This window comes from Stenotrophomonas sp. YJH_SMC_19, from assembly GCF_059367915.1.
This window is the reverse complement of the sequence record NZ_JCAFRI010000004.1, coordinates 107,316-133,339: the sequence shown is the minus strand read 5'-3', so window position 1 is coordinate 133,339 and position 26,024 is coordinate 107,316. Positions and strand designations below refer to the sequence as shown.

Here is a 26,024-nt window from a genome sequence, read left to right as displayed (position 1 = left end):
TGATCGCAGGGACCGCGCAAGCGGTTACCGCCACCCGGAGATTGAGTTGATGATGCACACCACCTTCCGCACGCCGGCACGCCGGCTGCTGAGCACCGCACTGGTCAGCTGCCTGATGCTGGCTGCTGCTCCGAACGTCATGGCGCAGTCGGCCAATGCCAGCCTGCGCGGCCAGGTTTCCGGCGCGCAGGCCGGCGCCGAGGTGACCGCCACCAACGTGGCCACCGGCACCGTCCGTCGCGGTACCGTCCGTGCCGATGGAAGCTACTCGCTGATGGGCCTGGACCCGGGCACCTATGATGTGGTCGCCAACGGCCAGTCGCAGAAGGTCACCGTCACCGTGGCCTCGACCGCTACCCTGAACTTTGCCGGCGCTGCCAGCAGCACCCCGGGTACGACCGCAGCCACCAACCTGGACACTGTCAACGTCGTCGCGCCGACCCTGCTGCAGGAAGTGCGCACGTCCGAAGTCGGCAAGACCGTCAGCCTGCAGCAGATCCAGACCACCCCGCAGGTCTCGCGCAACTTCCTGGAGTTCGCCGACGCGGTGCCGGGCATGATCTTCACCCGCGACGCCAAGGGCAACACCTCGCTGCGCGGCGGTGCCACCAACTCCGACGGCACCAACGTGTACATCGACGGTGTGGGCCAGAAGAGCTACGTCAAGGGCGGCGGCGTGGCCGGTCAGTCCGGCAGTGCCGGTAACCCGTTCCCGCAGCTGGCCATCGGCGAGTACAAGGTCATCACCGGCAACTACAAGGCCGAGTACGGCCAGGTGTCCAGTGCAGCGGTCACGGCCGCGACCAAGTCGGGTACCAACGAGTTCAAGGGTGAAACCTTCTACCGTTATACCAACGACAGCATGCGCGCGATGACCCCGGCCGAGCGTCAGCCGGGCAAGGGCAAGGAGGATTCGGCCGAGAAGGAATACGGCTTCGCCCTGGGCGGCCCGATCGTCAAGGACAAGGCCCACTTCTTCGTGACCTATGAAGCCAAGCGCTTCGATCTGCCGGTGACCATCGCACCGCATGGTTCGGTGACCAACAAGGCCAACCGCGTCCCGGCTGATGCCCAGGCCGGCCTGGGCCCGGCCAGCCAGCCGTTCCAGCAGGACTTGATCTTCGCCAAGGTCGACTTCGAGCCGACCGACAACGATCGCCTGGAACTGACCTTCCAGGACCGTGATGAAACCCAGCAGCAGTTCTCGGACCAGACCGCGCCGATGCACGGCAAGGAAACCAAGAACACTGACCGCCGTTACGCGCTGCGCTGGAACCACAGCGGTGAGCGTTACTACAACGAGCTGATGGTTACCCACGAGGATTCGTTCAACAATCCCAAGCCGCTGAGCATGGGCAACGGTTTCAACTACACCGCGCCGGACGGCAAGAACGAGGAGCGCGCCATCGTCTCGATCGGTGGCTCCTCGGCAATGTCGTCGCAGGTGAAGGGCCAGAAGGGCTGGTCGATCGAAGACAACCTGACCCTGGATGGCATCCAGTGGGCGGGCGACCACACCATCAAGATGGGTGCCAAGTACAAGCAGATCGACCTGTACGCCTCCGATGCGGCGCAGATCAATCCGCAGTTCTACTACACCATCGACAACCCGACCTTCCCGGACAGCATCCCGTACAAGGCACAGTTCGTGAAGCCGGTCACCGGCGTGTCCGGCGTGTCCGGCGAAGTGCGCTCGAAGGTGAAGCAGATCGGTCTGTTCATCCAGGATGACTGGCAGGTCAACGACCACCTGCAGCTGAACCTCGGCCTGCGCTGGGACTACGAGAAGAACCCGTCCTATCTGGACTTCGTGACCCCGCCGGAAGTGGTCAATGCGCTGTTCGCGCAGGATCCGCGTGCCGCCGCTGGCCAGAGCTACGCCGACACGCTGGCGCTGAGCGGCCTGAACATCAACGATTACATCAGCAACGGCCACAACCGCAAGGCATTCAAGAATGCCTGGCAGCCGCGTCTGGGTTTCTCGTATGACATCAATGCCGACGAGCAGCACGTGATCCACGGTGGTGCCGGTCGTTCCTACGACCGCGACCTGTTCGACTACCTGCAGCTGGAAACCACCAAGCTGGCCCTGCCGCAGCCGACGATCTACTTCCGCAATCCGGCAACCGGTCAGTGCTTCCAGGGCAACGCCGCGTGCTATGACTGGAACCCGAACCTGCTCAACGGTATCGGCAACCTCCAGAGCCTGGTCGGTTCGACCAGCAATGCCGGCCTGGAAGTCGACCTGCTGAACAACAATCTGAAGGTGCCCTACGCTGACCAGTTCAGCCTGGGCATGAGCAACCAGATCGGCGACTGGCTGACCGACGCCACCATCTCGCGCACGCTCACCTATGACGGCTTCGCCTTCACCCTGGGCAATCGCTACCCGACCGGCAACTTCTTCGACGATCCGCGTCTGTGCGGTGGCACCGAAGCCGGTCTGGGCCAGGCGTGGAGCTGCAACGTGCCGGGCTTCGGCAGCCTGATCATCGGCCAGCAGGGCATCAAGACCCGTGCTACCCAGATCCTGTTGTCGGCGCAGAAGCCGTTCACCCAGGAAAGCGGCTGGGGCACCTCCATCGCCTATACCTGGACCACCGCCCGCCACAACCGTGACATCAACGAGCACTACGCGTTCGACCGTGGCGTGATCGGTGACTACCCGACCATCCGCTCCAACGGCGCGCCGCGTCACCGCCTGGTGGTGACCGGTTCGTATGCGGGCTTCTGGGGCATCACCTTCGGTGGCAAGATCACCCTGGCCACCCCGACCGCGATCAACGACTGGTACGGCGTGCCGCAGGCCAATGGCTTCGACCTGCCGACCCCGATGGCGGCGGTTCCGGGTGGCAACGGCAAGTTCCTGCTGGGTGGCAAGATCTTCGGTTATCGCTCGGTCGACCTGCAGGCGACGAAGACGTTCAAGATGCCGGGCGATACCGAGCTGTATGCGCGTATCGACATCATCAACGTGTTCAACTTCGACAATTTCTCGAACTACAACTACTACAAGAATGGCAAGTTGACCGCGAGCTACAACGAGACCGGCGACATCGTCGGTACGCCGCGCCAGGTCAAGGCCGAAGTGGGCTTCCGCTTCTAAGCCCGGATGGATGCATGACCCCGATGCCGCCGCTCCGCCGGCGGCATCGGGCGCGTGAAAACAGCAATGGCCGGCCCTGTGCCGGTCCATTGCCCATGCCGCTGCCGGTCAGGGGGCATCGGCATGGGCAATGATCGCGGTGTCAAACCACGTTTTTCGTGGTTTTTTAAGAACGCACCTTGTAAACGATTTCAGATCATTGGACGGTATGCTTTCCCATCGATCAGACCACCGGAGAAATCGCGCCATGCAGGCACGTCATCTGTTGTCCGCCGCAGCGTTGAGCCTGGCCGTGGCCGCCTGCCAGCCGGCCCAGCAGGAGCCTGCCAAGCCGCGGCCGCCGGTGATCCTGATCGAGGCCGATGCACCGCCGCGGCCGATGAAACCTGAGCTGCCGCCGCTGTTCGATGACATCGAGCGCCGCACCTTCCAGTTCTTCTGGGATACCACCAACGAGATCAATGGCCTGACCCCGGACCGCTATCCGTCGCGGCCGTTCGCCAGCATCGCCTCGGTCGGCTTCGCACTGACCGCGTATCCGATCGGCATCGAGAACGGCTGGGTCAGCCGCAACCAGGCGATCGACCGCACCCTGACTACCCTGAAATTCTTCCGCGATGTGCCGATGGGCCCGCAGCGTACCGGCAAGGCGGGTTACAAGGGCTTCTATTACCACTTCCTGGACATGCAGGAAGGCCGTCGCTACGACAGCTGGGTCGAACTGTCCTCGGTGGATACCGCGCTGCTGATGATGGGGGTGCTGTTCGCGCAGTCGTACTACGACGGTGACGATCCGCGCGAGAAGGAAATCCGCCAGATCGCCGACACGCTGTACAGGAAGGTCGACTGGCCCTGGCTGCAGCAGCGTGCGCCGCTGATCTCGATGGGCTGGTTCCCCGAGAGCGGTTTCATCGACCACGACTGGATGGGCTACAACGAGGCGATGATGGTCTACATCCTTGCCCTGGGTTCGCCGACGCACCCGGTCAGCCCGGATGCGTGGACGGTGTGGACGCGCACCTATGACAACGACTGGGGGGTCTACCAGGGCCAGGAATACCTGTCCTTCGGCCCGCTGTTCGGCCACCAGTACAGCCACGTCTGGATCGACTTCCGCGACATCCAGGACGCCTACATGCGCGAGCGCGGCAGTACCTACTTCCTCAACAGCCGCTCGGCTGCACTTGCCCAGCGTGAGTACGCCATCGCCAACCCGATGCAGTGGAAGGATTACGGCGAGAACGTCTGGGGCCTGACCGCCAGCGATGGCCCGCAGAACACCACGCAGGAATACCGTGGCGAGCAGCGCCAGTTCCGCCATTACTCTTCGCGCGGCGCTGGCCTGCGCGAGAACTTCGATGACGGCACCATCGCTCCGACCGCCGCGATCGCGTCGGTGGTGTTCGCGCCGGAACAGGTGATCCCGGCCACGCTGGAAATGCACAAGCGCTACGGCGATTACATCTATTCCAGCTACGGCTTCCTGGATTCGTTCAATCCCAGCTTCAACTACGACATCCCGATCAAGACCGGCCGCGTGGTGCCGGATCGTGGCTGGGTCGCCAGCGACTACATCGCCATCGACCAGGGGCCGATCCTGACCATGATCGCCAACTATCGCAATGATTTCGTCTGGGAAGTGATGAAGAAGAACCCGTACATCCGCAAGGGCCTGGAGCGGGCGGGGTTCAGTGGTGGCTGGCTGGCGCCGGAAGGTTCGTTCCAGCCGCTGGAACTGCAGAAAGACGAAAAGGCCGCGGCGGCACGCGCGGTGGGTATCGCCGAATCACGCGCGGCTGCCGCGCAGGAACAGAAGAACAATGCCAACCGCAACACAGGCCAGGGCAAGTAACCCGATGCCGAACTGGATCGACCGTCTGCGCCGCTGGACACTGCCAGCCCTGGCCGCACTGGCCGTGGCCGGCTGCGCCCGCACCGAACCGGACACGACCACTGTGCGCTTCTGGGCAATGGGCCGGGAAGCCGAGGTGGTCAGCGAACTGATCCATGAGTTCGAAGCCGAGAACCCGGGCATCAAGGTGGACGTGCAGAACATCCCGTGGACCGCTGCGCACGAAAAGCTGCTGACCGCGTTCGCCGCCGACGGCCTGCCGGACGTGTGCCAGCTCGGCAACACCTGGGTGCCGGAGTTCGCCGAGCTCGATGCGCTGACCCCGTTGCAGCCGTTCGTCGATCGCTCTGCCGTGGTCGATGAGAAGGATTATTTCCAGGGCATCTGGGACACCAACGTGATCCACGGCAAGCTGGTCGGCGTGCCGTGGTATGTCGATACGCGCCTGATCTACTACCGCAAGGACCTGCTGGCCAAGGCCGGCTACGACCACCCGCCGCGCACGTGGCAGGAGTGGGATGAGCAGATGGCAGCGATCAAGCGCATGCAGGGCCCGAACCGCTATGCGGTGCTGATGCCGATCAACGAGTTCGAGCAGCAGCTGTCGCTGGCACTGCAGCAGCCCGATCCGCTGCTGCGCGATGATGACACCCGCGGCAACTTCAGCAGCCCCGGCTTCCGCCGCACGCTGGCGTTCTACGCCAACATGTTCGAGCAGGGCTGGGCGCCGAAGATGTCCGAGACGCAGATATCAAACGTCTGGGATGAGTTCTTCCGCGGCTTCAACGTCTTCTACATTTCCGGCCCATGGAACATCCGCGAGTTCAAGAAGCTGCAGCCGAAGGAACTGGAAGGGCAGTGGGGCACCGCAGCGCTGCCGGGGCCGGAAGGTCCGGGCGCGGGCATCGCCGGTGGCACCAGCCTGGTGATCTTCCGCAAGTCGCAGCAGAAGGAGGCGTCGTGGAAGCTGATCGAGTTCCTGTCGCGCCCGCAGATCCAGGCACGTTTCCATTCGATCATCGGCGACCTGCCGCCACGCCGTAGCACGTGGAGTGCGCCGTCGCTGGCCAACGATCCGCTGGCCGCAGCGTTCCGTGACCAGCTGGAGCGGGTCAAGCCGACGCCGAAGGTGCTCGAATGGGAGCGCATCGTGCAGGAAATGCGCATCGTCACCGAGAAGGTGGTACGCGGTGGCCTGCCGCAGGACAAGGCCGTCGAAGAGCTCGACCAGCGCGTGGACAAGGTGCTGGCAAAGCGCCGCTGGATGCATGAACAACAACGCCTGCAGCAGCGCGTTCCGTCGCCGCAAACGAGCAGTGCCGTGGCCGCCGGGAGCGCGCAATGAAACGTACTTCACTCGCCGGCTGGATTTTCGCCGGTCCCTCGCTGATCGTGCTGGGCGTGTTCTTCGGCCTGCCGGTGGCTTCGGCGCTGGCGCTGAGCGTGACCGACTTCGACCTGTATGCCCTGGCTGACAGCAGCAACCTGCGCTTTGTCGGCCTTGGCAACTACATCGATCTGCTGCAGACACCGATGTTCTGGAAGTCGCTGTGGAATACCACTTACTTCGTGTTGATCGGTGTGCCCTTGTCGATCGGCGTGTCGCTGGGCGCGGCAATGCTGCTGAATGCGCCGGCCGCACGCTTCAAGGCTTTGTTCCGCACCGCGCTGTTCGCGCCGGTGGTGACCACGCTGGTGGCGGTGGCGGTGATCTGGCGCTACCTGTTCCATACCAGCTACGGGCTGGTGAACTACGGCCTGGGCCATCTGGGCATCAGCCCGATCGACTGGCTGGGCGATCCCAACTGGGCGATGCCGACCATCATGCTGTTCGCGGTGTGGAAGAACTTCGGCTACAACATGGTGATCTTCCTGGCCGGCCTGCAGGCGATCCCGCATGACCTGTACGAGGCCGCGCGCATCGACGGTGCCTCGCGCTGGAAGCAGTTCCTGCACATCACCCTGCCGATGCTCGGCCCGGTGCTGCTGGTGGTCGGCGTGATTACCGTGTCCGGCTACTTCCAGCTGTTCGCCGAACCCTACGTGATGACCCGCGGCGACCCACTGCAGAGCACCGTCAGCGTGCTGTATTTCATGTTCGAGGAAGGCTTCAAGTGGTGGAACCTGGGACGCGCCTCCGCCGTGGCGTTCCTGCTGTTCCTGATCATCCTGGCGGTGACCACCGTGATGCTGCGTTTCGGCCGCAAGAGGCAGTTGGTATGAGTCGTGAAATCGGCCAGTCGCGCTGGTACCCGTGGTTGATCAATGGTGCGTTGCTGGTGCTGGCCCTGGTCAGCCTGGCACCGCTGTTGTGGATGCTCTCGGTCTCGTTCATGCCGCAGGGCGAGGCCAGCCATTTCCCGCCGCCGCTGCTGCCTTCCAGCATCACCACGCACAACTACCATGAGCTGTTCGCGCGCACTGGCATGGGTGGCAACTTCGCCAACAGCCTGCTGGTGTCGCTCGGCATCACGGTCGGTTCGCTGCTGCTCAACACCATGGCCGGCTACGCCTTCGCCAAGCTCAACTTCGTCGGCCGCGAGCGCCTGTTCCAGGTACTGATGGCGGCGCTGGTGATTCCGGCGCAGGTGGCGATGCTGCCGCTGTTCCTGCTGATGAAGCAGCTGGGCCTGGTCAACAGCTTCGGTGGCGTGATCGTGCCAGCGCTGGCCAGCGTGTTCGGCATCTTCCTGGTACGCCAGTACGCGCGTTCCATCCCGGACGAACTGCTGGAAGCGGCGCGCATCGACGGGGCAGGGGAGCTGCGCATCTTCTTCCAGATCGTGCTGCCGATGCTCAAGCCGGTGCTGGTGACCCTGGCGATCTTCACCTTCATGGGCGCATGGAACGATTTCATGTGGCCATTGATCGTGCTGACCGACCAGGAGCACTACACTTTGCCGGTGGCACTGGCCACCCTCTCGCGCGAGCACATCATGGACGTGGAAATGATGATGGCTGGCGCGGTGGTCACCGTGGTCCCGGTGCTGGCGCTGTTCCTGGTGCTGCAGCGGTACTACATCCAAGGTCTGTTGCTGGGGAGCGTCAAGGGATGAAGCGAGCGATCGCCGTTGGACTGGGCCTGTTGTGGACTTCCCTGGCGATCGCCGCACCACCGGCGCTGCCGGCACCGAAGGTGCTGGACGACTTCGACGACATCGCGGCCTGGACGCTGGTGCTGTCCGACCAGGTCAGCGGTTCGCTGCGTCCGGTCAGTGGTGCCGGTGGTGGCCGCGCGCTGTGCCTGGACTATGACTTCCACGATGTCTCCGGCTACGTCGGCATCCGCCGCGCGCTGAACATCGAATACCCGGTCAATTACCGCTTCGGATTCCAGCTGCGTGGCGAATCGCCGGGCAACGACCTGCAGTTCAAGTTGATCGATGCCAGCGGCGACAACGTCTGGTGGGTCAACCGGCCCGGCTACAGCTTCCCCAAGGCGTGGACGCCGGTCGAGTACCGCCGCCGCCAGATCGACAAGGCGTGGGGTCCGTCGCCCGAGAAGGAGATGGCACGAAGCGCCGCCGTCGAGTTCACGATCTACAGCAAGGTCGGTGGCCGCGGCACGGTGTGCTTCGACAAGCTGACCCTGCAGGGCCTGCCGCCGCAGGATGATTCGGCGTTGGTGCCATCAGTGATTGCCGATACGGCCACCGCGCTGCAGGACCGCATGATCGACGGCAAGAGCGACACGTTCTGGATCAGCGGTGGCGTCAAGCAGCAGACCATCAGCCTGGACCTGCACAAGAGCCGCGAGATCGGCGGTGTAGTGATCGATTGGCTGCCGAACCTGGAAGCCAATCGCTACACCGTGCGGACGTCCGAGGATGGCCGGGACTGGCGCACTGTGCGCGAGGTGACCGGCGGTGCGGGGGGGCGCGATTGGCTGGCGCTGCCGGATACCGACGCGCGCTACGTGCGTTTCGATCTGCGCGATGGCCCGAACTGGCGCTATGGCATCCGTGACATCGCACTCAAGCCGCTGGCCTTCGCCGCCACGCCCAATGCCTTCCTGTCCTCGGTGGCCGCCGATCTGCCGCGCGGCTCGTTGCCGCGTGCCTATGTGGGCGAACAGCCGTACTGGACCCTGCTCGGCCTCGATGGTGGCCAGGAGCAGGCGCTGATCAGCGAGGATGGCGCGCTGGAGCCGGCCAAGGGCAGCTTCAGCATCGAGCCGTTCATTCGCCTGGATGGCAAGCTGCTGGACTGGTCGAAGGTCGCCATCACCCAGTCGCTGCAGGATCACTACCTGCCGATCGCCACCGTCGACTGGGTGCATGAGAAGGCCGGGCTTTCGGTGACCAGTTTCGTGCAGGGCACGCCCGAGCGCGCGCAGCTGATCGGCCGCTACCGGCTGAGCAATCCGGACAAGGTCGCCCACGAGTACACCCTGGCGTTGGCAATCCGTCCGTGGCAGGTCAACCCGCCCACCCAGTTCCTCAACACCGTCGGTGGCTTCAGCCGCATCGATGCACTGGATGTGGGCGAACAGCTGGTTCGGGTCAACGGTGAGCCGCGCATCTATCCGCTGCAGGCGCCGGATGCGCGCTTTGCCAGTACGTTCGATGGCAAGCTCGATGCGATGCATCTGGAAAGCGGCAAGTACCCGGCCACGACCGCAGTGAAGGACAGCACCGGCATGGCGTCGGGTGCGCTGATGTACACGATCAAGCTCGAGCCCGGCCAGAGCCGCGAAGTGGCGGTGGTGCTGCCGCAGACCGGTGGCTGGGCGCCGCAGGCGCTGGACGTGGCCAAGGCGCAGGCGCAGGTGGCCGATCAATGGCGGCAGAAGCTGGGCGTGGTCTCGCTGCAGGTGCCGGCTGCGGGCCAGGCACTGGTCGATACCCTGCGCACGGCCGTCGCGCACATGCTGATCTCGCGGGTTGGCCCACGCCTGCAGCCGGGCACGCGCTCGTACGCGCGCAGCTGGATCCGCGATGGCGCGATGATTTCCGAGGGCCTGCTGCGCATGGGGCGCAGCGATGCCGTGCGTGACTACATCAACTGGTATGCGCCGTACCAGTTCGAGAACGGCAAGGTGCCGTGCTGCGTCGACGCGCGCGGCAGCGACCCGGTACCGGAGAACGACAGCCATGGCGAACTGATCTACAGCATTGCCGAGTATGGACGCTACACCGGCGACAGCACGTTCACCGAGCTGATGTGGCCGCACGTGCAGGGCGCCTACAACTACATGGAGCAGCTGCGCGCCAGCGAGCGCACCGAGGAAAACCGCGCACGCAATCCTGCCTTCTACGGGATGATGCCGGCCTCGATCAGCCACGAAGGCTATTCGGCCAAGCCGATGCATTCGTACTGGGATAATTTCTGGGCGTTGCGCGGCTACAAGGACGCGGCATCGCTGGCGGCCCAGCTGGGCAAGGTCGAGGCGATGCAGATCGCCGGATCGCGTGACCAGTTCCGTGATGACCTGCAGGCCTCGCTGCTGTCGGCGATGCAGCAGCACGACATCGACTACCTGCCGGGCTCGGCCGAGCTGGGCGATTTCGATGCGACCTCGACCACCATCGCGCTGGCGCCGGGCGGCGAGCAGGGCCGACTGCCGCAGCAGGCACTGGAGGCGACCTTCGAGCGCTATTGGAAGGAGTTCGTGGCCCGCCGCGACGGCAAGCGTGAGTGGAAGGACTACACCCCGTACGAGTGGCGCAACGTGGCGGCGTTCGTACGCCTGGGCTGGCGTGACCGCGCCTGGCAGGCCACCGAGTTCTTCTTCAGGGACCGTGCGCCGCAGGCCTGGAACCAATGGGCCGAGGTGGTCTCGCGCACGCCGCGCAAGCCGTTCTTCGTCGGTGACCTGCCGCACGCCTGGGTAGCCTCGGACTTCGTGCGCTCGGCCTTGGACATGTTCGCGTACAGCCGTGACATGGACGATGCGCTGGTGCTGGCCGCCGGCATTCCGAGCGCCTGGCTGCAGGGCGAGGGCATCGCCGTGCAAGGCCTGCGCACGCCGCAGGGCCAGCTCAACTACCGCCTGCAGCGCAGCGACAAGCAGCTGGTGCTGGAGGTGCAGCCGGGCCTGGTGCCACCGGTCGGTGGCGTGGTGTTGCCATGGCCGTACGCCGGTGATCCGGGCGAGGCGACCATCAACGGCGAAGCGGCCGAATGGGTCAACAAGGAACTGCACGTGCACCAGCTGCCGGCGCGGGTCGAGATCGATGTACCGAGCGCGGTGCGCCGCGCCGAGCGCAAGGGGCAGTAACGATGAAGCAGCAGGGGGCAAGAGTGCGCACGATCGTGCGCGCCCTGGGGCTGGCCATTGCATTGGCACTGCCGGGCGCCGCGATGGCGGCCGATCCAGCCGCCGGGGCAGCGGCTGATGTCGCCACCGCGCCAGGCATGAGCATGGTCACCTTCAATCTGCATCATGACCGCGAGGACTGGCCACGCCGGCGCCGCACCATCCTGGCCGAACTCAAGCGCCTGCAGCCGGATGCGGTTGCCCTGCAGGAGGTGATCCAACGCCGCAACGTGCGAAACCAGGCGCAATGGCTGGCCAGCCAACTTGGTTACAGGTACGTGTTCGTGTCCACCGATGCGGTCGGCGCGCCCAAGCGCTACGGCAATGCGCTTCTGACCCGGCGGCCGATCCTTGCCCAGGGGGATCATCTGCTGCAGCCCTTGGACGACTACCGCACCGTGGCCCACCTGCGCATCGACGTCGATGGCACGCCGGTAAACGTCTACGCCACGCATCTGAACGAGCGCAGTGATGAGAGCGGACAACGCATCCGTCGCAGCCAGGTCGAGGACCTGCTGCGCTTCATCAGCGCGACGTCGGCGGGCGCGCCGGTGGTGATCGCAGGTGACTTCAATGCACTGGTGGATGCCGGCGATCTGAGCGAGCTGCGCAGCCACTACGGCGACAGTTACGGCAGCGTGCACGTCAACACCGATCTGTCCGGGGTCAGTACGCTCAACCGCCACTATTACCAGGCGCCGTCGCGGATCGACCACATCTTCTTCCAGCAGGACGAGATGGTCGCGCGCGAGGCGAAGATCCTGTTCGACCAGCCCGACGACAGCGGTCGCTGGGCCTCGGACCACTACGGCGTGTGGACCCGCCTGCAGTTCGCGCCGAAACCCTGACGGGACACGCTTGGGTAGGTGCCAACCTTGGTTGGCACGGGCGTGTCCGCGTGCACTCGATCAACGGCGCCAACCAAGGTTGGCCTCTACCAAAGCGGTGACCGTGCGCGGGTTGTGCCCTGGTGGGTGCCAACCTTGGTTGGCACGGTTCGGCCCGAAGCACAAACAAAAACGGCGGGGATCATTGATCCCCGCCGTTTCGCTTTCACGCTATCAAGGAGCGATCAGTTCGCCGGCGGCGTGCGCTTGGCGGCCTCGTCGTCTTCTTCATCAGCCTTGGCTTCTGCAGCCTGGGCTGCAGCGTCGGCATGGCCATCGGCGACCGGATCGATCGATGGCGTCACCACCGCATCAGCGCTCGGGGCGGCGGCTTCGATCGGTGCGGCTTCGACCGCCACCGGAGCGACCGGCTGTTCCGCGATCGGCGCAGCCTCGACGACCGGCGTGGCTTCAACGGCCGGGCCGGCCTCCACCACCGGGGCACTCTCACTGGCCACCGGCTTGGTTTCAACCACCGGGGTTGCTTCAACCACCTGCGGCTTCGATTCCACGACCGGCGCGGCCTCGACTGCGACCGGCTTCGCTTCGATCACCGGTGCGGCTTCAACCACCGCGGCCGTTTCAGCCACAACCGGCTTTGCTTCGATGGCCGGCGCAGCAGCGTCCACCACCGGAGTGGCGTTGGCGACGGGTGCGGCAGCGGCGACCGGCTGGACCGGGGTCGCGGCGTCGATGGCATCGAGCATGCTGGTCTGCACCGGCGAGGACACCGCTTCGGTCTTCGCAGCTTCGACCGGTGCCTGCACTTCAGCCACGACCGGGGCGGCGGCTTCGACCACAGCGCTGCTCACCACGGCAACCGGCGCGGCGACAACAGCGGCGGCAGCACGGGCTGGCTTCTCGGCTTCGACAGCGACCGGCTCGGCTTCGTCATCGAAGTCGAACTCCGGCTGCGAACGCGTGGGCTGCACAGCCGCGACCGGCGCAGTGCCGGCAGTGCTGTCGATGTTCGGCTCGGCGCCGTCGGCGTCATCACCGTCATCACCCTCGTCCTGGTCATCACCCAGAGCGTCGCTGCCGGCGGCGTTCTCGGCGCCACCGCGACGACGACGACGGCCACCACGACGGCCACGGCGACGGCGGGTTGCGCCTTCGCCAGCCTGCTCGCCATTGGCGTCGGTTGCAGCCTCTTCACCGGCAACTGCAACCACGTCGGTCGCACTGGCCGCATTGGCAGCGGTGTCGACCGGTGCGGCCGCTTCCACCGGGGCGACCGGGGCGACCGGCGCGGTGGCTTCCTGCGCGTTCACCCCATTGGCGGCGACGGCCGTAGCGGCTACGGCTGCAGCTGCGGTCACGGCTTCGGCAGGTGCTTCGGCGGCATTGCGCTGCGGCTTCTCGGCCGGCTTGTCACCGTCCTGCTGCTGCGGGCGCGGCTGCTTGGGCTGCTTCAGCTTCGGTTGCTGGTTCTGGTTCTGGCCCTGCTGCTCGTTGCGCGGCTTGTTCTGCTGCTGCGGCGGCTGCTGGCCATCCTTGTGCTGCGGCTCCTTCTGCTTGCCCTGCTGCGGCTGCTGCTGCGCATTGCCGTTATTGCCGTTGCGGCCGTCCTTGCGCTGCTCGCCGCGGTCCTTGCGGTTGCCGCCATCCTTCTGCTGCTGCGCGTTGCCATTGCCACGATTGTCGTCGCGACGGTCCTTGCGGTCCTTGTTGCGATCCTTGTTGCGGTCCTTGCGACCGCCGTCCTGCTGCTGGCGTGCAGCCGGGGCGGCCGGTGCTGGCGCAGGCGCCGGTTCGCCACCGAACACGCGCTTGAGCCAACCGATCACGCCGCCCGCTGGGGCCGGCGCAACAGGCGCTGCAGCGACCGGGGCCGGAGCGGCCGCGGCCGCGGCCGGCTCCACTTCCTCGCGCACCGGGGCCGGGGAAGTGTGCTTGACCTGGGTCACCGCCGGCGGCGGGATATTCAGCTGGCCCTTGGTCAGCGCGTGCACCGGCAGCTTGCGCGGGGTGCCGCGCTGGTAGCTGGGCTTGCTGCTTTCTTCACCCAGCTCGTTCTCGCGCAGGCGCGTCACGGTGTAGTGCGGGGTGTGCAGCTGCTCGTCGGCGACGATCACGATCGGTGCCTCGTGGCGCTGTTCGATCTCGCGCAGGGCGCTGCGCTTCTCGTTCAGCAGGTAATTGGCGATCTCCACCGGGGCCTGCACCAGCACCTGCCCGGTGTTCTCCTTCATCGCATGCTCTTCAGCCACGCGGATGATCGACAGCGACAGCGACTCGACGCTGCGCATGCGGCCGTGGCCGTCACAACGCGGGCAGACGATCTGGCTGGACTCGCCCAGGCTCGGGCGCAGGCGCTGGCGGCTCATTTCCAGCAGGCCGAAGCGCGAGATGCGGCCCACCTGCACGCGCGCGCGGTCGTACTTCAGCGCGTTGGCGAGGCGGTTCTCGACTTCGCGCTGGTGCTTGTTGGAGGCCATGTCGATGAAGTCGATCACCACCAGGCCACCCAGGTCACGCAGGCGCAGCTGGCGGGCCACTTCCTCGGCCGCTTCCAGGTTGGTCTGGAACGCGGTGTCCTCGATGTCGCTGCCCTTGGTGGCGCGCGAGGAGTTGACGTCGACGGCGGTCAGCGCTTCAGTCTGGTCGACCACGATCGAGCCGCCCGACGGCAGGCGCACGTTGCGCTCGTAGGCGCCTTCGATCTGCGATTCGATCTGGAAGCGGTTGAACAGCGGAATGTCGTCCTTGTAGTGCTTGAGCTTGCGCAGGGTCTGCGGCATCACCTGCTGCATGAATTCGCGGGCGTGCTCGTACATCTCCTCGGTGTCCACCAGGATCTCGCCGATGTCGGCGCGCAGGTAGTCACGCAGGGCGCGCACGATCAGGCGCGATTCCTGGTAGATCAGGAACGGGGCGGGCTTGCTCAGTGCCGCTTCGGCAATGGCGCGCCAGACATTGAGCAGGTAGTCCAGGTCCCACTGCAGCTCTTCCGCATCGCGGCCGACGCCGGCGGTACGGATGATCACGCCCATGTCGTCGGGGATGTTCAGCTTGTCCAGGGCGTCCTTCAGCGCGGCCCGGTCTTCGCCCTCGATGCGGCGCGACACACCGCCGGCGCTGGGCGAGTTCGGCATCAGCACCATGTAGCGGCCGGCCAGCGAAATGAACGTGGTCAGGGCGGCGCCCTTGTTGCCACGCTCTTCCTTGTCGACCTGGACGACGATCTCCTGGCCTTCCTTCAGCAGCTCGCGGATGCCGGCCTTGTTGTGGTCGACACCGGCCTGGAAGTAGTCGCGGGAGATTTCCTTCAGCGGCAGGAAGCCATGGCGGCCACCGCCGTACTCGACGAAGGCCGCTTCCAGCGAGGGCTCGATGCGGAAGATCCGGCCCTTGTAGATGTTGGACTTCTTCTGTTCCTTCGACGGCTGTTCGATGTCGATGTCATACAACGACTGGCCATCCACGATGGCAACACGCAGCTCTTCAGCCTGCGTGGCGTTGATCAGCATTCGCTTCATTGTTGCGTTCCTCGCAAGCGGCTACCGCGCGGAACGCCATGGGGTTTCGCCTCTGGACACGGCTCGCCGCCCATTCGCGCAAGCGCGGGGAGGGCGGCTTGGGTTTCCAGCGCTACGACACCACGGCAGGCCGCGGGAGCGCTTCACTCTTATGGTTTTTGGGTGTTGCAGGGCCGCAGGCAGCTGTCAGCCAGGCTGGAGCGCCACGCGGGACATGTTCAGCACGGTTGCGTGTCAGGCATCCGGCGATGGCCGGGAAGGCCGGTGAGCCGCTAACATGGCCGCCCCGCGGGCGGTGGTCGCGCACTGTGCCGGATTCGTCGGAAGCTGGGCTTCTGGCCCTGAGTAACTTCCAACGAAATCAATCCCTTATCTCGCCCCCCGAGTGTAACAGAATAAACAGCCTGATGACCGCCCAAGACCCCACCAAGCCCGCTGGCGACAAGCCTTCCGTGCGCATGATCACCGTTCCCGCCGACCGCGCCGGCCAGCGCCTGGACAACTTCCTGCTCGGCCAGCTGAAGGGCGCCCCGCGCAGCCTGGTCTACAAGCTGGTGCGCAGTGGCCAGGTACGGGTGAACGGCGGCCGCGCCAAGGCCGAGCGCAAGCTGGAGGCGGGCGACGAAGTGCGCGTGCCGCCGGTTCGTCTCACCGAAGAGGGAGACAAGGTGGGTCCCCCGGAGGCATTCATGCGCCGGCTGGAGCAGGCCATCGTCTTCGAGGACGCGCGCCTGCTGGCCCTGAACAAGCCCACCGGCGTGGCCAGCCACGGCGGCAGCGGCATCAGCTTCGGCGCCATCGAGACCCTGCGCGCGCTGCGCCCGGGGCAGACCCTGGAGCTGGTCCACCGGCTGGATCGCGACACCTCGGGCCTGCTGATCGTGGCCAAGAAGCGCTCGGCGCTGAGCGAACTGCAGGCGCTGCTGCGTGAAGACCACGGTGCCGGCATCCGCAAGCGCTACCTGACCCTGCTGGCCGGACGCATGCCCGACGGGGTGATGACGGTCGATGCGCCGCTGCATGTCGGCCTGCGCCAGGGCGGCGAGCGCCATGTGCAGGTCAACGCGATCGGCAAGGAATCGATCAGCCACTTCCGGGTGCTGGAGCGCCGCGGCGGCCATTCCTATTGCGAGGTGCGCATCGAGACCGGCCGTACCCACCAGATCCGCGTGCATGCCCAGCACCTGGGTCATCCGGTGGCCGGCGACGACAAGTACGGCGATCCGGCGGTCAACAAGCGGCTTCGTGAGCAGATCGGGCTGAAGCGCCTGTTCCTGCACGCGGCCTCGCTGGAGTTCGCGCTGGACGACGGCAAGAGCCCGTATGTGCTGAACGCGCCGCTGGCCGATGAGCTGGTCGAGGCGCTGGACCGCCTGCGCTGACGGCAGTTCGGCGGCGCCGGGCGCTTGGTCGGCGCCATTCGCAGCGCTCAGACACCCGCGCCTCTTCGCCCTCGCCGGACCTGCGGTGCTCGGCTCGCTACAAGGCGCACCCGGACATCCGCAGCGTAGGCCCATACCCGCACGCAGCCTTTGTAGACTCGAGTCGTACTCGACTCACGCGCGCAGCGCGCGCTTCGCTCTTCAATCTTTTCATCGCGCGGCTGGCGTGCACGGAAGAATGACGGGGCACGGGCGGGGCCGGCTTGCAGGGGTGTCTGCGGCATGAGATGCCGCGGACAAGCCCCCATGGACGGGTTCACGGCGTCCCCTGCAAGCCGGCCCCGCCCGTGACCTCTCGATACTGCGGAACGTGCCAGCCGCGAGGGGGCTCAGCCCGTTGGCCGGGAACCCCTCACCACTTGAACAGCACCAGACTGATCGCCAGGGTGCCCATGCCGGCCACCAGGCCATATACCGTCTCGTGGCCCTTGGCATAGCGCTTGGCTGCCGGCAGCAGCTCGTCCAGCGCCAGGAACACCATCACGCCGGCGATCAGTCCGAACACCCAGCCAAACGTGGCGTGCGACAGCGATCCTGACAACAACCAGTAGCCCAGCACCGCGCCCACCGGCTCAGCCAGGCCGGACAGCAGGCTGGCACTGAACGCATAGAACTTGTTCTGGGTGGCGAAGTACACCGGCACCGCGATCGCGATGCCCTCGGGAATGTTGTGGATGGCGATGGCGAAGGCCAGCGGCATGCCCACCGACGGGCTTTCCAGCGTAGCGAAGAAGGTCGCCAGGCCTTCCGGGAAATTGTGCGCGGTGATCGCCACCGAGGTCAGCAGCGCGACCCGCTTCAGGTACTCGCGGCTGTTCTCGCGGAACGCAGGGTCCTGTTTGTCCAGGCTGTCATGCGGATTGGGAATGAAGTGATCGATCAGCACGATCACGATCACGCCGGCCAGGAAGGCCAGCGTGCCGTAGGTGAAGCCGGTGCGCTCGCCATAGGCCAGGGCGAACGATGCGATGGACTTGTTGAGGATTTCCGATAGCGACACGTAGACCATCGCGCCGCCGGCGAAGGCCAGGCCGAACGCCAGCAGGCGCGGATTGGGGCGGCGCGAGAACAGCACCAGCAGGCTGCCGATGGCAGTGGCCAGGCCGGCCGCGAGGGTGACCGCCAGTGCGATCCAGACATTTTCGGGGGGAATCTGCAGCATGTACCGACGCGGTCCTGGTCAACAGACAGCCGCCCCGGATGAGCCCGGGGCGGGGAGGGCGAGGCGGGCGTCGGCTGGCCTCGTCGGGGCGCGCGCGATCAGCCGCCGCGGCGCAGGCGTTCTTCGATGGCGAAGCACTGATCGGGCTTCGGCTGCGGCGGGTTGAAGCTGACCGGCACCTGGATGGTGGCCGGCACGGCAGCGCCGTTGCGGGTGGCGGCCTTGAACTGCCAGCCCTGAACGGCCGTTTTGGCCAGTTCGTCCAGCTGCGGGTTGCCGGCGCCGGTCAGCAGGGCGACCTCGCTTGGCTTGCCGTCGGTGCCGATGGTCACCTTGAAGGTGCTGGTGCCGCCTACGCCCATGCAGGCCAGTTCAAGCGGGTACTGCGGTGGCGGCGTCTTCACCGCGGCCACTTCGGTCGGCGGCGGCGGCGGTGGTGCCGGCGGTTCCGACGGGCCACAACCGGCCAGGCCGGTCGCAGCAATCAGGGACAGGCTCAGCAAGCGTACGTTCATGGCAGTTGCTCCGTCAGGGCCGAAGTCTTCGCAGCGCAGATGAAGTCGTTCTCGCTCAGGCCGCCCACGTCGTGGGTGGAAAAGCGCACCACAGCGCGGTCGTAGTGCACGCCCAGGTCCGGATGGTGGTCCTCGCGGTGGGCAATCCAGGCCAGCGCGTTCACGAAGGCCATGGTGGCGTAGTAATCCTTGAAGCGGAAGGTGCGCGACAGGGCCTGTCCGCCCTCGCTCAGCTCCCAGCCGGGAATCTGCGGCAGCAGTTCGGCCAGGCGGGCTTCGCCGAGCTTGTGGTCGCTGCCTTTGCGCGGCACGCAACGGGCCTGGGCCAGTGGAATCAGGTCGGCCATGGGAATCTCCACCTCGTGTTGACTGAACAATGCGCCGGACGGTGTATAAACCGAATGAGCGGCTGACGCTTACTTGGCTAGAATAGCCTGATGATCCAGATCTCCGACACTGCCCAGACCCATTTCCGCAAGCTGATCGAACGCGAGGGCGTGCCCGGCATGGGTGTGCGCTTGAGCGCGGTCGATCCCGGCACCCCGCGCGCCGACGCCCGGCTGGAGTTCGCCGAACCGACCGACCTGCTCGGCGACGAGTGGGCGGTGGACTGCGATGGTTTCACGCTCTACGTTGATGCCGGCAGCGTCGGTTGGCTCGATGGCGCCGAGATCGACATCGTCGCCGGCAGTGCCGGTACCCAGCAGCTGACCATCAAGGCACCGCGCATCAAGGGCGAAGCGCCCGGCGATGCCGCCTCGCTGGTCGAGCGCGTGCACTGGGTGGTGGAAAACGAAATCAATCCGCAGCTGGCCTCGCATGGCGGCAAGGTGGCCGTGCAGGAAGTTTCGGCCGAAGGCGTGGTGCTGCTGCGCTTCGGTGGCGGTTGCCAGGGCTGCGGCATGGCCGACGTGACCCTCAAGCAGGGCATTGAAAAGACCCTGATGGGCCGCGTGCCGGGCGTGACCGCCGTGCGCGACGCGACCGACCACGACAGTGGCCACGCGCCGTATATCCCTCGCGGCAACGCCGCCTGATCGCTGACGCGTGCCTCTGACCCGGGCCGAGCAGTTCATCGACCTGCTGCTGGCCCGCCAGCAGCCCAGGGCCGTCCTCGAGAAAACCACGCGCCTGCCGTATGGCTGGGCGCTGTGGCTGCGCTCGCTCGGTCCGTTGCCGCGGCCGCTGCACGCCAGCGAGTTGATCGCGGTGCTGCTGCCGCGTCCGCTGCCGGGGCCACCCGGGCAGTTGCCCCGGTTGTCACCCTGGCAAGCGTTGCGCCGTCTGTTCTGGCAGGACTGGGATGCTGCGCCGCGCGACCAGCGCTGGATGCGTTGGGTCTCGGCCTTGGCCAGTGCGTTGCTGCATCTGCTGTTCTTCGTGCTGCTGCTATGGGTGGCAGTGATCCTCACCTCGGCACCGGAAGAACAAGGCGCCGAGGGCGAGCGCGTGCAGGTGGAGTTCGTCGGTCGCGCTACCCAGGAGGGCGGTGGCGATCAGCCAGGTGCGGAAGCGGCGGCCGCTGCACCGCCGGGCCAGGTTGCAGCTGGCCAGAACGCAGGGGCCGCGACGGCGCCTGAGCCGCGTCCGGCGTCGGCGTCGGCAGCTGCGTCCGCACCCGCTCCGGCTGCAGTGGTCAGCGTGCCACCGCCGCCCGCCGAATCCGAGCCGGCGCCGGTCGCGGCACCGCCGCCGTCTCCGGTGCAGGCCACCGAAGTAGCCGAGGCCAGTGCGGATTTCGTGGTGCCACCTGTCAGCGTGCCGCGCACGGAGATCAGCATCGTGCCGCGCGACACGGTACCGACGGTGCGCGAGCGCAGTGTGCAGCCGGTGCAGGTGCCGCCGGCCCCGGCCGCACTGCGTGCGCCGGAGATCGCGGTGCGGACGCCGCAGCTGCGTGACATCCCGGTGCAGGAGCGTGAAATCAGTACGGTCGATGCACCGGCGATATCGCAGCCGCTGCGCACGGCCGATGTACAGGTCCGTGTGCCGCAGCGCGATGTGCAGGTGCGCGAGCGCGAAGTGCAGGCCGTGGTCGATCCGCAGGTACGGATGGCTGCTGTGGCCGGGCGCGAGCCGACCGTGCGTGCGCCGGCAGGCCGTGACCTGCTGGTGCGCGAGCGCGAAGTTGCGTCGGCACCCGCGGCGGCGCCTTCAACGTCCAGTGGCAGCGCGCCAGCGGCAACGCCCGCGCCTGCGGCCAGTAGCACTGCAACCCAGGCCAACAGCAGCACGCCACGGCCATCCGCCTCCAGCACGACACCGGCCCAGGCCGGCGCGCGTCCGGCTCCCAACCCGGGCAACTGGGCTACGCCTGCCAAGGGCGACGACTGGGGCGCGTCGAGCCGCAACCACGACGGCGCCAGCAGGGGCGCAAGCCAGGCCAGTGCCGCCGGCAAGGGCAATGGCCTGTTCAATGCCGACGGCAGCGTGCGCGTGCCGGGGCAGGAAGGTGGCGGTCACGCCGAACGTGGTGCCCCCGGTGGCGCCAACGATGGCTGGAGCAAGGAGCGCATCGCGCAGTCTGGCACCTGGTTGAAGCGACCGCCGTACGATTACACGCCGACTTCGTTCGACAAGTATTGGGTGCCGCAGGAATCACTGCTGGCCGAATGGGTGCGCAAGGGCATCAAGTCGATGGAGATTCCGTTGCCGGGCACCGGTACGAAGATCTCCTGCGTGATCTCGATCCTGCAGGCGGGTGGCGGCTGCGGCCTCACCAATCCGAACATGCAGGACCAGCCGGCGGTGGCACGGCCGCCGCCGGACATTCCGTTCAAGAAAGAGCTGCAGGAAGATAACGGGAGCCGCTAGGCAAGGCGCGCGCGCCACACGCTGGCCGGCTCGCGCTTGGGTAGGTGCCAACCTTGGTTGGCACAGGAACGCCGACCAAGGTCGGCCTCTACCAGGGCATTGCCCTACGCGCTCTGCGACAGGAACACCCAGAACGGCACGTCGCGGCCGACCCAGTCGCGGCTGGCTTCGTCCATCACGTCCAGCAACGTGTCGAAATCCTTCTGTGTGGAGGCGCGCAACGTATCCACGTCGGCCAGGAACAGCGCGTAACCGTCGGCCGGCAGCCATTGCAGATCACGAAGGTTGTCCGACAGTGCATCCCAGTTGCCGCCGAAGCCAGCCGGGAAATCCAGCTGCGCCGCCAGCCGGGCGAGCAGGGTGCGTTTGTCGGCGACGCCTTCCAGGTCGATGCGGATCACCTTCAGGCCGGCATCGCGCATCGCTGCGGCCAGTGCGCCGATGTCGTCGCTGTCGATGGCGTAGACGCCGGCATTGTTGATGTCATGCAGGCCGAGGCCGAAATCATCGTGGCTCATCACTGCGCTCCCTGGGCCGGTACGGTGAAGCTGCGGAACGATTCGTAGTGGTCGTCGGTGTAGTACCACGCCTCCGGCGGATCGCCGCCGGTGACGATGCGGCGCGTGCCACGGGTGCGCGCGCCGGGGGTGTCCACGGTGTATTCGCGGTAGTAACCGCGCGGACGCTGCGGCAGCTGCGGCAGCTGCTGTTCGCGGTTACCGAAGGTGCTGCCATCCTGGCGGTGCGGGAACGGCCCGCCGCGCTGGATCAGCGCGATCGTCTGCAGGGCTTCGGCGGGCAGGAAGGCGGGCAGACCGTTGCCCTTGCCGGGCGTGGCCGTGGCCGGTGCGCGCGCGGCAGTCGCACCCTGCAGGTCCGGCGCGAACTGCGGCGCCGGCGGGCGCTGCATGAAATGGTTGACGACCAGGCCGAGCAGCAGCAGGGCGATGGCGGTGATCAGCAGCCGGGGGTTGCGCATGGGCAAGGAAGCGGGCGAGGGTGGTGCTCGCACTGTAGCGCCTGCGCGCTGCACGGTGCATGAGGACGGCGCCGCGTCACCGCTGCGTAACAATTGCCGTCGTGCTCACCGGCAGGACGCAATTTCCTTTACATCCCCCTTGGTAATCTGGCGGTCTGTCCCCATCATTCACCGCGCAACGCCCGACACCGTCGGGTGCCCTCGCAATCAGGAGATGCATCATGGCCTATACCCTGCCCAAGCTGTCCTACGCCTACGACGCGCTGGAACCGCATATCGATGCGGCGACGATGGAAATCCATCACACCAAGCATCACCAGACCTACATCAACAACGTCAACGCGGCGCTGGAAGGCACCGAGTACGCTGACCTGCCGGTCGAAGAACTGGTGAAGAAGCTCAAGTCGCTGCCGGAGAACCTGCAGGGTCCGGTGCGCAACAACGGTGGCGGCCATGCCAACCACTCGCTGTTCTGGACCGTGATGGCACCGAACGCGGGCGGTAACCCGGTGGGCGACGTGGCCAAGGCCATCGACAAGGACCTGGGCGGCTTCGACAAGTTCAAGGACGCCTTCACCAAGGCAGCGCTGACCCGTTTCGGCAGCGGCTGGGCCTGGCTGAGCGTGACTCCGGACAAGAAGGTGGTGGTCGAGAGCACCGGCAACCAGGACAGCCCGCTGATGGAAGGCAACACCCCCATCCTCGGCCTGGACGTGTGGGAACACGCGTACTACCTGAAGTACCAGAACCGCCGCCCGGAATACATCGGCGCGTTCTTCAACGTCATCGACTGGAACGAAGTCGAGCGCCGTTACCAGGAAGCGATTGCCTGATCGTGGTAACAGGATGAACAGAAAAGGCCGGGGGAAACCCCGGCCTTTTTGTTTTCCGCATTGGTAGTGCCGGCCGCTGGCCGGCAGCCTTGGAATGCCGGCCAGCGGCCGGCACTACCTATTCGGCCGTGGCCGCATCGCCCTGCAGGCGCAGGGTGGCCATTACGCCCAGACGCAGGCCCGGCAGGTCGCCGTCGGCCGGCAGCAGGATCGGCTGCTGGCGGATGCCGCCGAAGTGCTTGACCTGGAACAGCACGTCCAGGCCATGACCACTGGCGCCACCGCCGCTGGCCGCCGGCGGCTCGGGGCGGCCACCCGGATTGCGCCGGGCCGGCTGGAACCCCGGGGTACTGCGCACGAGCTCGACGGTGGTTGCCGAGAAATCACCGGCGATCAGGCTGGGCATGCCCTCGGCGGTGGCGCCGATCCAGGTCATCAGGTCGCTGGTCTGGTGCTGGCGGGCAGTGGCCTCGTCCGGGTCCGGGCGCAGCCGTGCCACATAGATGTTTACCAGCGCCTGGCCCAGCTTCAGCCGCATCATGCCGGCGGCGCTGAAGGCGCCGGGTGGGTGCAGCAGGGTCACGCCATCCTCGCTGACCGGCAGCCGGGTCAGCATCGCGTTGCCGTGCCGCAACGGCTGGCTGGGCGGATCGGCGGTAACGAAGTCGCAGCTGTAGCGCAGCCGGCTGGCCAGCCAGCAGGCCGGATTGCGGCCCTGCTGCTGCAGCACCTGCTGTACGGAGATCACGTCCGGCTGCAGCTCGGTGAGCAGGTGCGCCACCTGTTCGCGGCGCTGCTTCCACTGCGCATCATCGCGGCTGGGCAATTCCAGCGCGGCCACGGTCAGCTGCCGGGGCTCGGCCTCACCGCTGGCGGCGGCCGGTGCCTGCGGCCGCGCCTGTGCCTGCAACGCCAGCAGCAGCACGAGACAGCTGAGCAGGAGACGGGCGTGGGCGAGGGGGCGCATAACGATAAGTTTACGCTTTTGTCGTGCAGGTGCCGTGACTTCCGGCATGTAGTGACGTTGCCTGCCACGGATTGGCACCGTTGTCATGCAGCCCTGCAGCGTGCTTCGCAAGCCCCGCTTCCGGTAACCTTGCGCCTTTCGCTTTGCAGGATTGCCTTACAGGATGAGCCACGACGCAGTTGCCCCCATCGCCGGCCAGGGAAAGATGCCGCGCCAGATCCCGTACATCATCGGCAATGAGGCCTGCGAGCGGTTCAGTTTCTACGGGATGCGCAACATCCTGGTGCAGTTCCTGATCACCTCGCTGCTGCTGCAGGAAATCACTGCGGAAGGCCGTGCCGGTGAAGCCAAGGACATCATGCACAGCTTCATGATCGGCGTGTATTTCTTCCCGCTGCTCGGAGGCTGGCTGGCCGACAGGTTCTTCGGCAAGTACCACACCATTCTCTGGTTCAGCCTGGTCTACTGTGCCGGCCATCTGTGCCTGGCGCTGTTCGAGAACAGCCGCGAGGGCTTCTTCCTCGGCCTGGGCCTGATCGCGCTGGGTGCCGGTGGCATCAAGCCGCTGGTGGCCTCGTTCATGGGCGACCAGTTCGACCAGAGCAACAAGCACCTGGCCAAGATCGTTTTCGACGCCTTCTACTGGATCATCAACTTCGGCTCGCTGTTCGCCTCGCTGCTGATCCCGCTGGTGCTGAAGAACTGGGGCCCGCAGTGGGCGTTCGGCATCCCGGGCATCCTGATGTTCATCGCCACTTTCGTGTTCTGGCTGGGTCGCAAGCGCTACGTGCTGGTACCGCTGCCGCCGAAGGACCCGCATTCGTTCGCCAACGTGGTGCGTACCGCACTGACCACGCGCGTGGCCGGCCAGGGCCGTCCGGGCCTGGTGATCGCCGTGCTCGGCCTGGTGCTGGCAGCGGCCTCGTTCGGCCTGGTCGGCTCGCTGGGCATCGTCATCTGCCTGTGCCTGGCGCTGGTGTCGATCCTGGCGGGCATCGGCGGTGGCACCTGGCTGCAGCTCGATCGCGCCCGTGGCCAGCATCCGGCCGAAGCGGTTGAAGGCGTGCGCTCGGTGCTGCGCGTGCTGGTGATCTTCGCGCTGACCACGCCGTTCTTCTCGCTGTTCGACCAGAAGGCCTCGACCTGGGTCCTGCAGGGCCAGCAGATGCAGATGCCGAGCTGGTTCACCGCCTCGCAGATGCAGGCGCTGAACCCGCTGCTGGTGATGATCCTGATTCCGTTCAACAACCTGGTGCTGTACCCGGCCCTGCGCCGCTTCGGCTTCGAGCCGACCGCGCTGCGCCGCATGACCGCCGGCATCGCCTTCAGTGGCCTGGCCTGGATCGTGGTCGGCGGCATCCAGGTGGTGATGGATGGTGGCAATGCCATGTCGATCTTCTGGCAGATGCTGCCGTATGCGCTGCTGACCTTCGGTGAGGTGCTGGTCTCGGCCACCGGCCTGGAGTTCGCCTACAGCCAGGCGCCGCAGGCGATGAAGGGCGTGGTGATGAGCTTCTGGAACCTGACCACCACCATCGGCAACCTGTGGGTGCTGCTGTCCAACGCTGCTGTGCGCAACGATGCGGTGACCCACAAGATCGCCAGTACGGGCCTGAGCGAGGCGGCATTCCTGATGTTCTTCTTCGCCGGTTTCGCCTTCGTCGCGGCGTTGGCCTTCGGTTGGTACGCGAAACGCTATCGTATGGTCGACAACTACCGTAGCGCCTGA

19 protein-coding genes are annotated in these 26,024 nt (G+C 66.2%); 12 read left to right on the top strand and 7 right to left on the bottom strand.

Features of this window, described 5'->3' with window-relative positions; all coding sequences use genetic code 11:
* Positions 1 to 49: 49 nt before the first annotated feature.
* The 7 genes from AC5P5R_RS06750 to AC5P5R_RS06720 all read left to right on the top strand — a co-directional run bounded on the left by AC5P5R_RS06750 (position 50) and on the right by AC5P5R_RS06720 (position 12,065).
* Positions 50 to 3,106: a TonB-dependent receptor gene (locus tag AC5P5R_RS06750; protein WP_005410326.1), complete on the top strand. Its 3,057-nt coding sequence runs from the start codon at positions 50 to 52 to the stop codon at positions 3,104 to 3,106.
* Between the two features lie 247 nt (positions 3,107 to 3,353).
* Positions 3,354 to 4,958 carry a glucoamylase family protein gene (locus AC5P5R_RS06745; RefSeq protein WP_049451706.1) on the top strand — a complete coding sequence of 535 codons (1,605 nt, stop codon included), beginning with the start codon at positions 3,354 to 3,356 and terminating at the stop codon, positions 4,956 to 4,958.
* 4 nt (positions 4,959 to 4,962) lie between these two features.
* A complete protein-coding gene (locus tag AC5P5R_RS06740; RefSeq protein WP_100438751.1) occupies positions 4,963 to 6,303 on the top strand; it encodes a sugar ABC transporter substrate-binding protein in 1,341 nt (446 codons plus the stop codon).
* Positions 6,300 to 7,181: a carbohydrate ABC transporter permease gene (locus tag AC5P5R_RS06735; RefSeq protein WP_005410323.1), complete on the top strand. Its 882-nt coding sequence runs from the start codon at positions 6,300 to 6,302 to the stop codon at positions 7,179 to 7,181. The genes AC5P5R_RS06740 and AC5P5R_RS06735 overlap by 4 nt, the downstream gene beginning before the upstream one ends.
* The gene (locus AC5P5R_RS06730; RefSeq protein WP_005410322.1) at positions 7,178 to 8,014 is read left to right on the top strand and encodes a carbohydrate ABC transporter permease; all 837 of its coding nucleotides are present in this window, start codon (positions 7,178 to 7,180) and stop codon (positions 8,012 to 8,014) included. Before AC5P5R_RS06735 ends, AC5P5R_RS06730 begins: the two co-directional genes overlap by 4 nt.
* Positions 8,011 to 11,178 carry a discoidin domain-containing protein gene (locus tag AC5P5R_RS06725; RefSeq protein WP_100438750.1) on the top strand — a complete coding sequence of 1,056 codons (3,168 nt, stop codon included), beginning with the start codon at positions 8,011 to 8,013 and terminating at the stop codon, positions 11,176 to 11,178. Before AC5P5R_RS06730 ends, AC5P5R_RS06725 begins: the two co-directional genes overlap by 4 nt.
* A 2-nt stretch (positions 11,179 to 11,180) precedes the next feature.
* Positions 11,181 to 12,065, top strand: a complete 885-nt coding sequence (locus AC5P5R_RS06720; protein ID WP_049397928.1) for an endonuclease/exonuclease/phosphatase family protein — start codon at positions 11,181 to 11,183, stop codon at positions 12,063 to 12,065.
* A gap of 224 nt (positions 12,066 to 12,289) precedes the next feature.
* Here AC5P5R_RS06720 and AC5P5R_RS06715 read toward each other — a convergent pair whose 3' ends face one another.
* Complete coding sequence (locus tag AC5P5R_RS06715; RefSeq protein ID WP_164281503.1) at positions 12,290 to 15,583, bottom strand: Rne/Rng family ribonuclease; 3,294 nt, start codon at positions 15,581 to 15,583, stop codon at positions 12,290 to 12,292.
* Between the two features lie 407 nt (positions 15,584 to 15,990).
* Here AC5P5R_RS06715 and AC5P5R_RS06710 point away from each other — a divergent pair, with 407 nt between their 5' ends.
* The gene (locus tag AC5P5R_RS06710; RefSeq protein ID WP_012480803.1) at positions 15,991 to 16,965 is read left to right on the top strand and encodes an RluA family pseudouridine synthase; all 975 of its coding nucleotides are present in this window, start codon (positions 15,991 to 15,993) and stop codon (positions 16,963 to 16,965) included.
* A 412-nt stretch (positions 16,966 to 17,377) separates the two neighbouring features.
* Here the strand turns inward: AC5P5R_RS06710 and zupT are convergent, their stop codons facing one another.
* The 3 genes from zupT to AC5P5R_RS06695 all read right to left on the bottom strand — a co-directional run bounded on the left by zupT (position 17,378) and on the right by AC5P5R_RS06695 (position 19,049).
* Entirely contained in the window at positions 17,378 to 18,187 is an 810-nt protein-coding gene (gene zupT, locus AC5P5R_RS06705; RefSeq protein WP_005410317.1) for a zinc transporter ZupT, read from the bottom strand.
* Positions 18,188 to 18,285: 98 nt separating this feature from the next.
* Positions 18,286 to 18,702: an energy transducer TonB gene (locus AC5P5R_RS06700; protein ID WP_005410316.1), complete on the bottom strand. Its 417-nt coding sequence runs from the start codon at positions 18,700 to 18,702 to the stop codon at positions 18,286 to 18,288.
* The gene (locus AC5P5R_RS06695) at positions 18,699 to 19,049 is read right to left on the bottom strand and encodes a 4a-hydroxytetrahydrobiopterin dehydratase (protein ID WP_006456031.1); all 351 of its coding nucleotides are present in this window, start codon (positions 19,047 to 19,049) and stop codon (positions 18,699 to 18,701) included. Before AC5P5R_RS06695 ends, AC5P5R_RS06700 begins: the two co-directional genes overlap by 4 nt.
* A 90-nt stretch (positions 19,050 to 19,139) precedes the next feature.
* Here AC5P5R_RS06695 and AC5P5R_RS06690 point away from each other — a divergent pair, with 90 nt between their 5' ends.
* Both AC5P5R_RS06690 and AC5P5R_RS06685 read left to right on the top strand, forming a co-directional pair.
* The gene (locus tag AC5P5R_RS06690) at positions 19,140 to 19,739 is read left to right on the top strand and encodes an NfuA family Fe-S biogenesis protein (protein WP_005410314.1); all 600 of its coding nucleotides are present in this window, start codon (positions 19,140 to 19,142) and stop codon (positions 19,737 to 19,739) included.
* A gap of 10 nt (positions 19,740 to 19,749) precedes the next feature.
* Positions 19,750 to 21,516, top strand: coding sequence for a hypothetical protein (locus AC5P5R_RS06685; RefSeq protein WP_100438748.1), 1,767 nt, complete (start codon positions 19,750 to 19,752; stop codon positions 21,514 to 21,516).
* 104 nt (positions 21,517 to 21,620) lie between these two features.
* Here AC5P5R_RS06685 and AC5P5R_RS06680 read toward each other — a convergent pair whose 3' ends face one another.
* Both AC5P5R_RS06680 and AC5P5R_RS06675 read right to left on the bottom strand, forming a co-directional pair.
* A complete protein-coding gene (locus tag AC5P5R_RS06680) occupies positions 21,621 to 22,034 on the bottom strand; it encodes a barstar family protein (RefSeq protein ID WP_005410312.1) in 414 nt (137 codons plus the stop codon).
* Positions 22,034 to 22,495, bottom strand: a complete 462-nt coding sequence (locus tag AC5P5R_RS06675; RefSeq protein WP_100438747.1) for a guanyl-specific ribonuclease — start codon at positions 22,493 to 22,495, stop codon at positions 22,034 to 22,036. Before AC5P5R_RS06675 ends, AC5P5R_RS06680 begins: the two co-directional genes overlap by 1 nt.
* A gap of 221 nt (positions 22,496 to 22,716) precedes the next feature.
* Here AC5P5R_RS06675 and AC5P5R_RS06670 point away from each other — a divergent pair, with 221 nt between their 5' ends.
* Positions 22,717 to 23,328 carry a superoxide dismutase gene (locus AC5P5R_RS06670; protein WP_005410310.1) on the top strand — a complete coding sequence of 204 codons (612 nt, stop codon included), beginning with the start codon at positions 22,717 to 22,719 and terminating at the stop codon, positions 23,326 to 23,328.
* Between the two features lie 118 nt (positions 23,329 to 23,446).
* Here AC5P5R_RS06670 and AC5P5R_RS06665 read toward each other — a convergent pair whose 3' ends face one another.
* Positions 23,447 to 24,295 (bottom strand): endonuclease/exonuclease/phosphatase family protein, encoded by an 849-nt coding sequence (locus tag AC5P5R_RS06665; RefSeq protein ID WP_100438746.1) that lies wholly within the window; start codon positions 24,293 to 24,295, stop codon positions 23,447 to 23,449.
* A 163-nt stretch (positions 24,296 to 24,458) separates the two neighbouring features.
* Here AC5P5R_RS06665 and AC5P5R_RS06660 point away from each other — a divergent pair, with 163 nt between their 5' ends.
* Entirely contained in the window at positions 24,459 to 26,024 is a 1,566-nt protein-coding gene (locus AC5P5R_RS06660) for a POT-type proton-dependent oligopeptide transporter (RefSeq protein ID WP_005413967.1), read from the top strand.

Bases quoted from the DNA above. Each gene is read 5' to 3' on its own strand.
- AC5P5R_RS06745 (WP_049451706.1), top strand. From the start codon at position 3,354: ATGCAGGCACGTCATCTGTTGTCCGCCGCAGCGTTGAGCCTGGCCGTG.
- AC5P5R_RS06700 (WP_005410316.1), bottom strand. From the start codon at position 18,702: ATGAACGTACGCTTGCTGAGCCTGTCCCTGATTGCTGCGACCGGCCTG.
- AC5P5R_RS06725 (WP_100438750.1), top strand. From the start codon at position 8,011: ATGAAGCGAGCGATCGCCGTTGGACTGGGCCTGTTGTGGACTTCCCTG.
- AC5P5R_RS06710 (WP_012480803.1), top strand. From the start codon at position 15,991: ATGACCGCCCAAGACCCCACCAAGCCCGCTGGCGACAAGCCTTCCGTG.
- AC5P5R_RS06675 (WP_100438747.1), bottom strand. From the start codon at position 22,495: ATGCGCAACCCCCGGCTGCTGATCACCGCCATCGCCCTGCTGCTGCTC.
- AC5P5R_RS06660 (WP_005413967.1), top strand. From the start codon at position 24,459: ATGAGCCACGACGCAGTTGCCCCCATCGCCGGCCAGGGAAAGATGCCG.
- AC5P5R_RS06740 (WP_100438751.1), top strand. From the start codon at position 4,963: ATGCCGAACTGGATCGACCGTCTGCGCCGCTGGACACTGCCAGCCCTG.
- AC5P5R_RS06730 (WP_005410322.1), top strand. From the start codon at position 7,178: ATGAGTCGTGAAATCGGCCAGTCGCGCTGGTACCCGTGGTTGATCAAT.
- AC5P5R_RS06680 (WP_005410312.1), bottom strand. From the start codon at position 22,034: ATGAGCCACGATGATTTCGGCCTCGGCCTGCATGACATCAACAATGCC.
- zupT (WP_005410317.1), bottom strand. From the start codon at position 18,187: ATGCTGCAGATTCCCCCCGAAAATGTCTGGATCGCACTGGCGGTCACC.
- AC5P5R_RS06715 (WP_164281503.1), bottom strand. From the start codon at position 15,583: ATGAAGCGAATGCTGATCAACGCCACGCAGGCTGAAGAGCTGCGTGTT.
- AC5P5R_RS06735 (WP_005410323.1), top strand. From the start codon at position 6,300: ATGAAACGTACTTCACTCGCCGGCTGGATTTTCGCCGGTCCCTCGCTG.
- AC5P5R_RS06690 (WP_005410314.1), top strand. From the start codon at position 19,140: ATGATCCAGATCTCCGACACTGCCCAGACCCATTTCCGCAAGCTGATC.
- AC5P5R_RS06665 (WP_100438746.1), bottom strand. From the start codon at position 24,295: ATGCGCCCCCTCGCCCACGCCCGTCTCCTGCTCAGCTGTCTCGTGCTG.
- AC5P5R_RS06750 (WP_005410326.1), top strand. From the start codon at position 50: ATGATGCACACCACCTTCCGCACGCCGGCACGCCGGCTGCTGAGCACC.
- AC5P5R_RS06695 (WP_006456031.1), bottom strand. From the start codon at position 19,049: ATGGCCGACCTGATTCCACTGGCCCAGGCCCGTTGCGTGCCGCGCAAA.
- AC5P5R_RS06670 (WP_005410310.1), top strand. From the start codon at position 22,717: ATGGCCTATACCCTGCCCAAGCTGTCCTACGCCTACGACGCGCTGGAA.
- AC5P5R_RS06720 (WP_049397928.1), top strand. From the start codon at position 11,181: ATGAAGCAGCAGGGGGCAAGAGTGCGCACGATCGTGCGCGCCCTGGGG.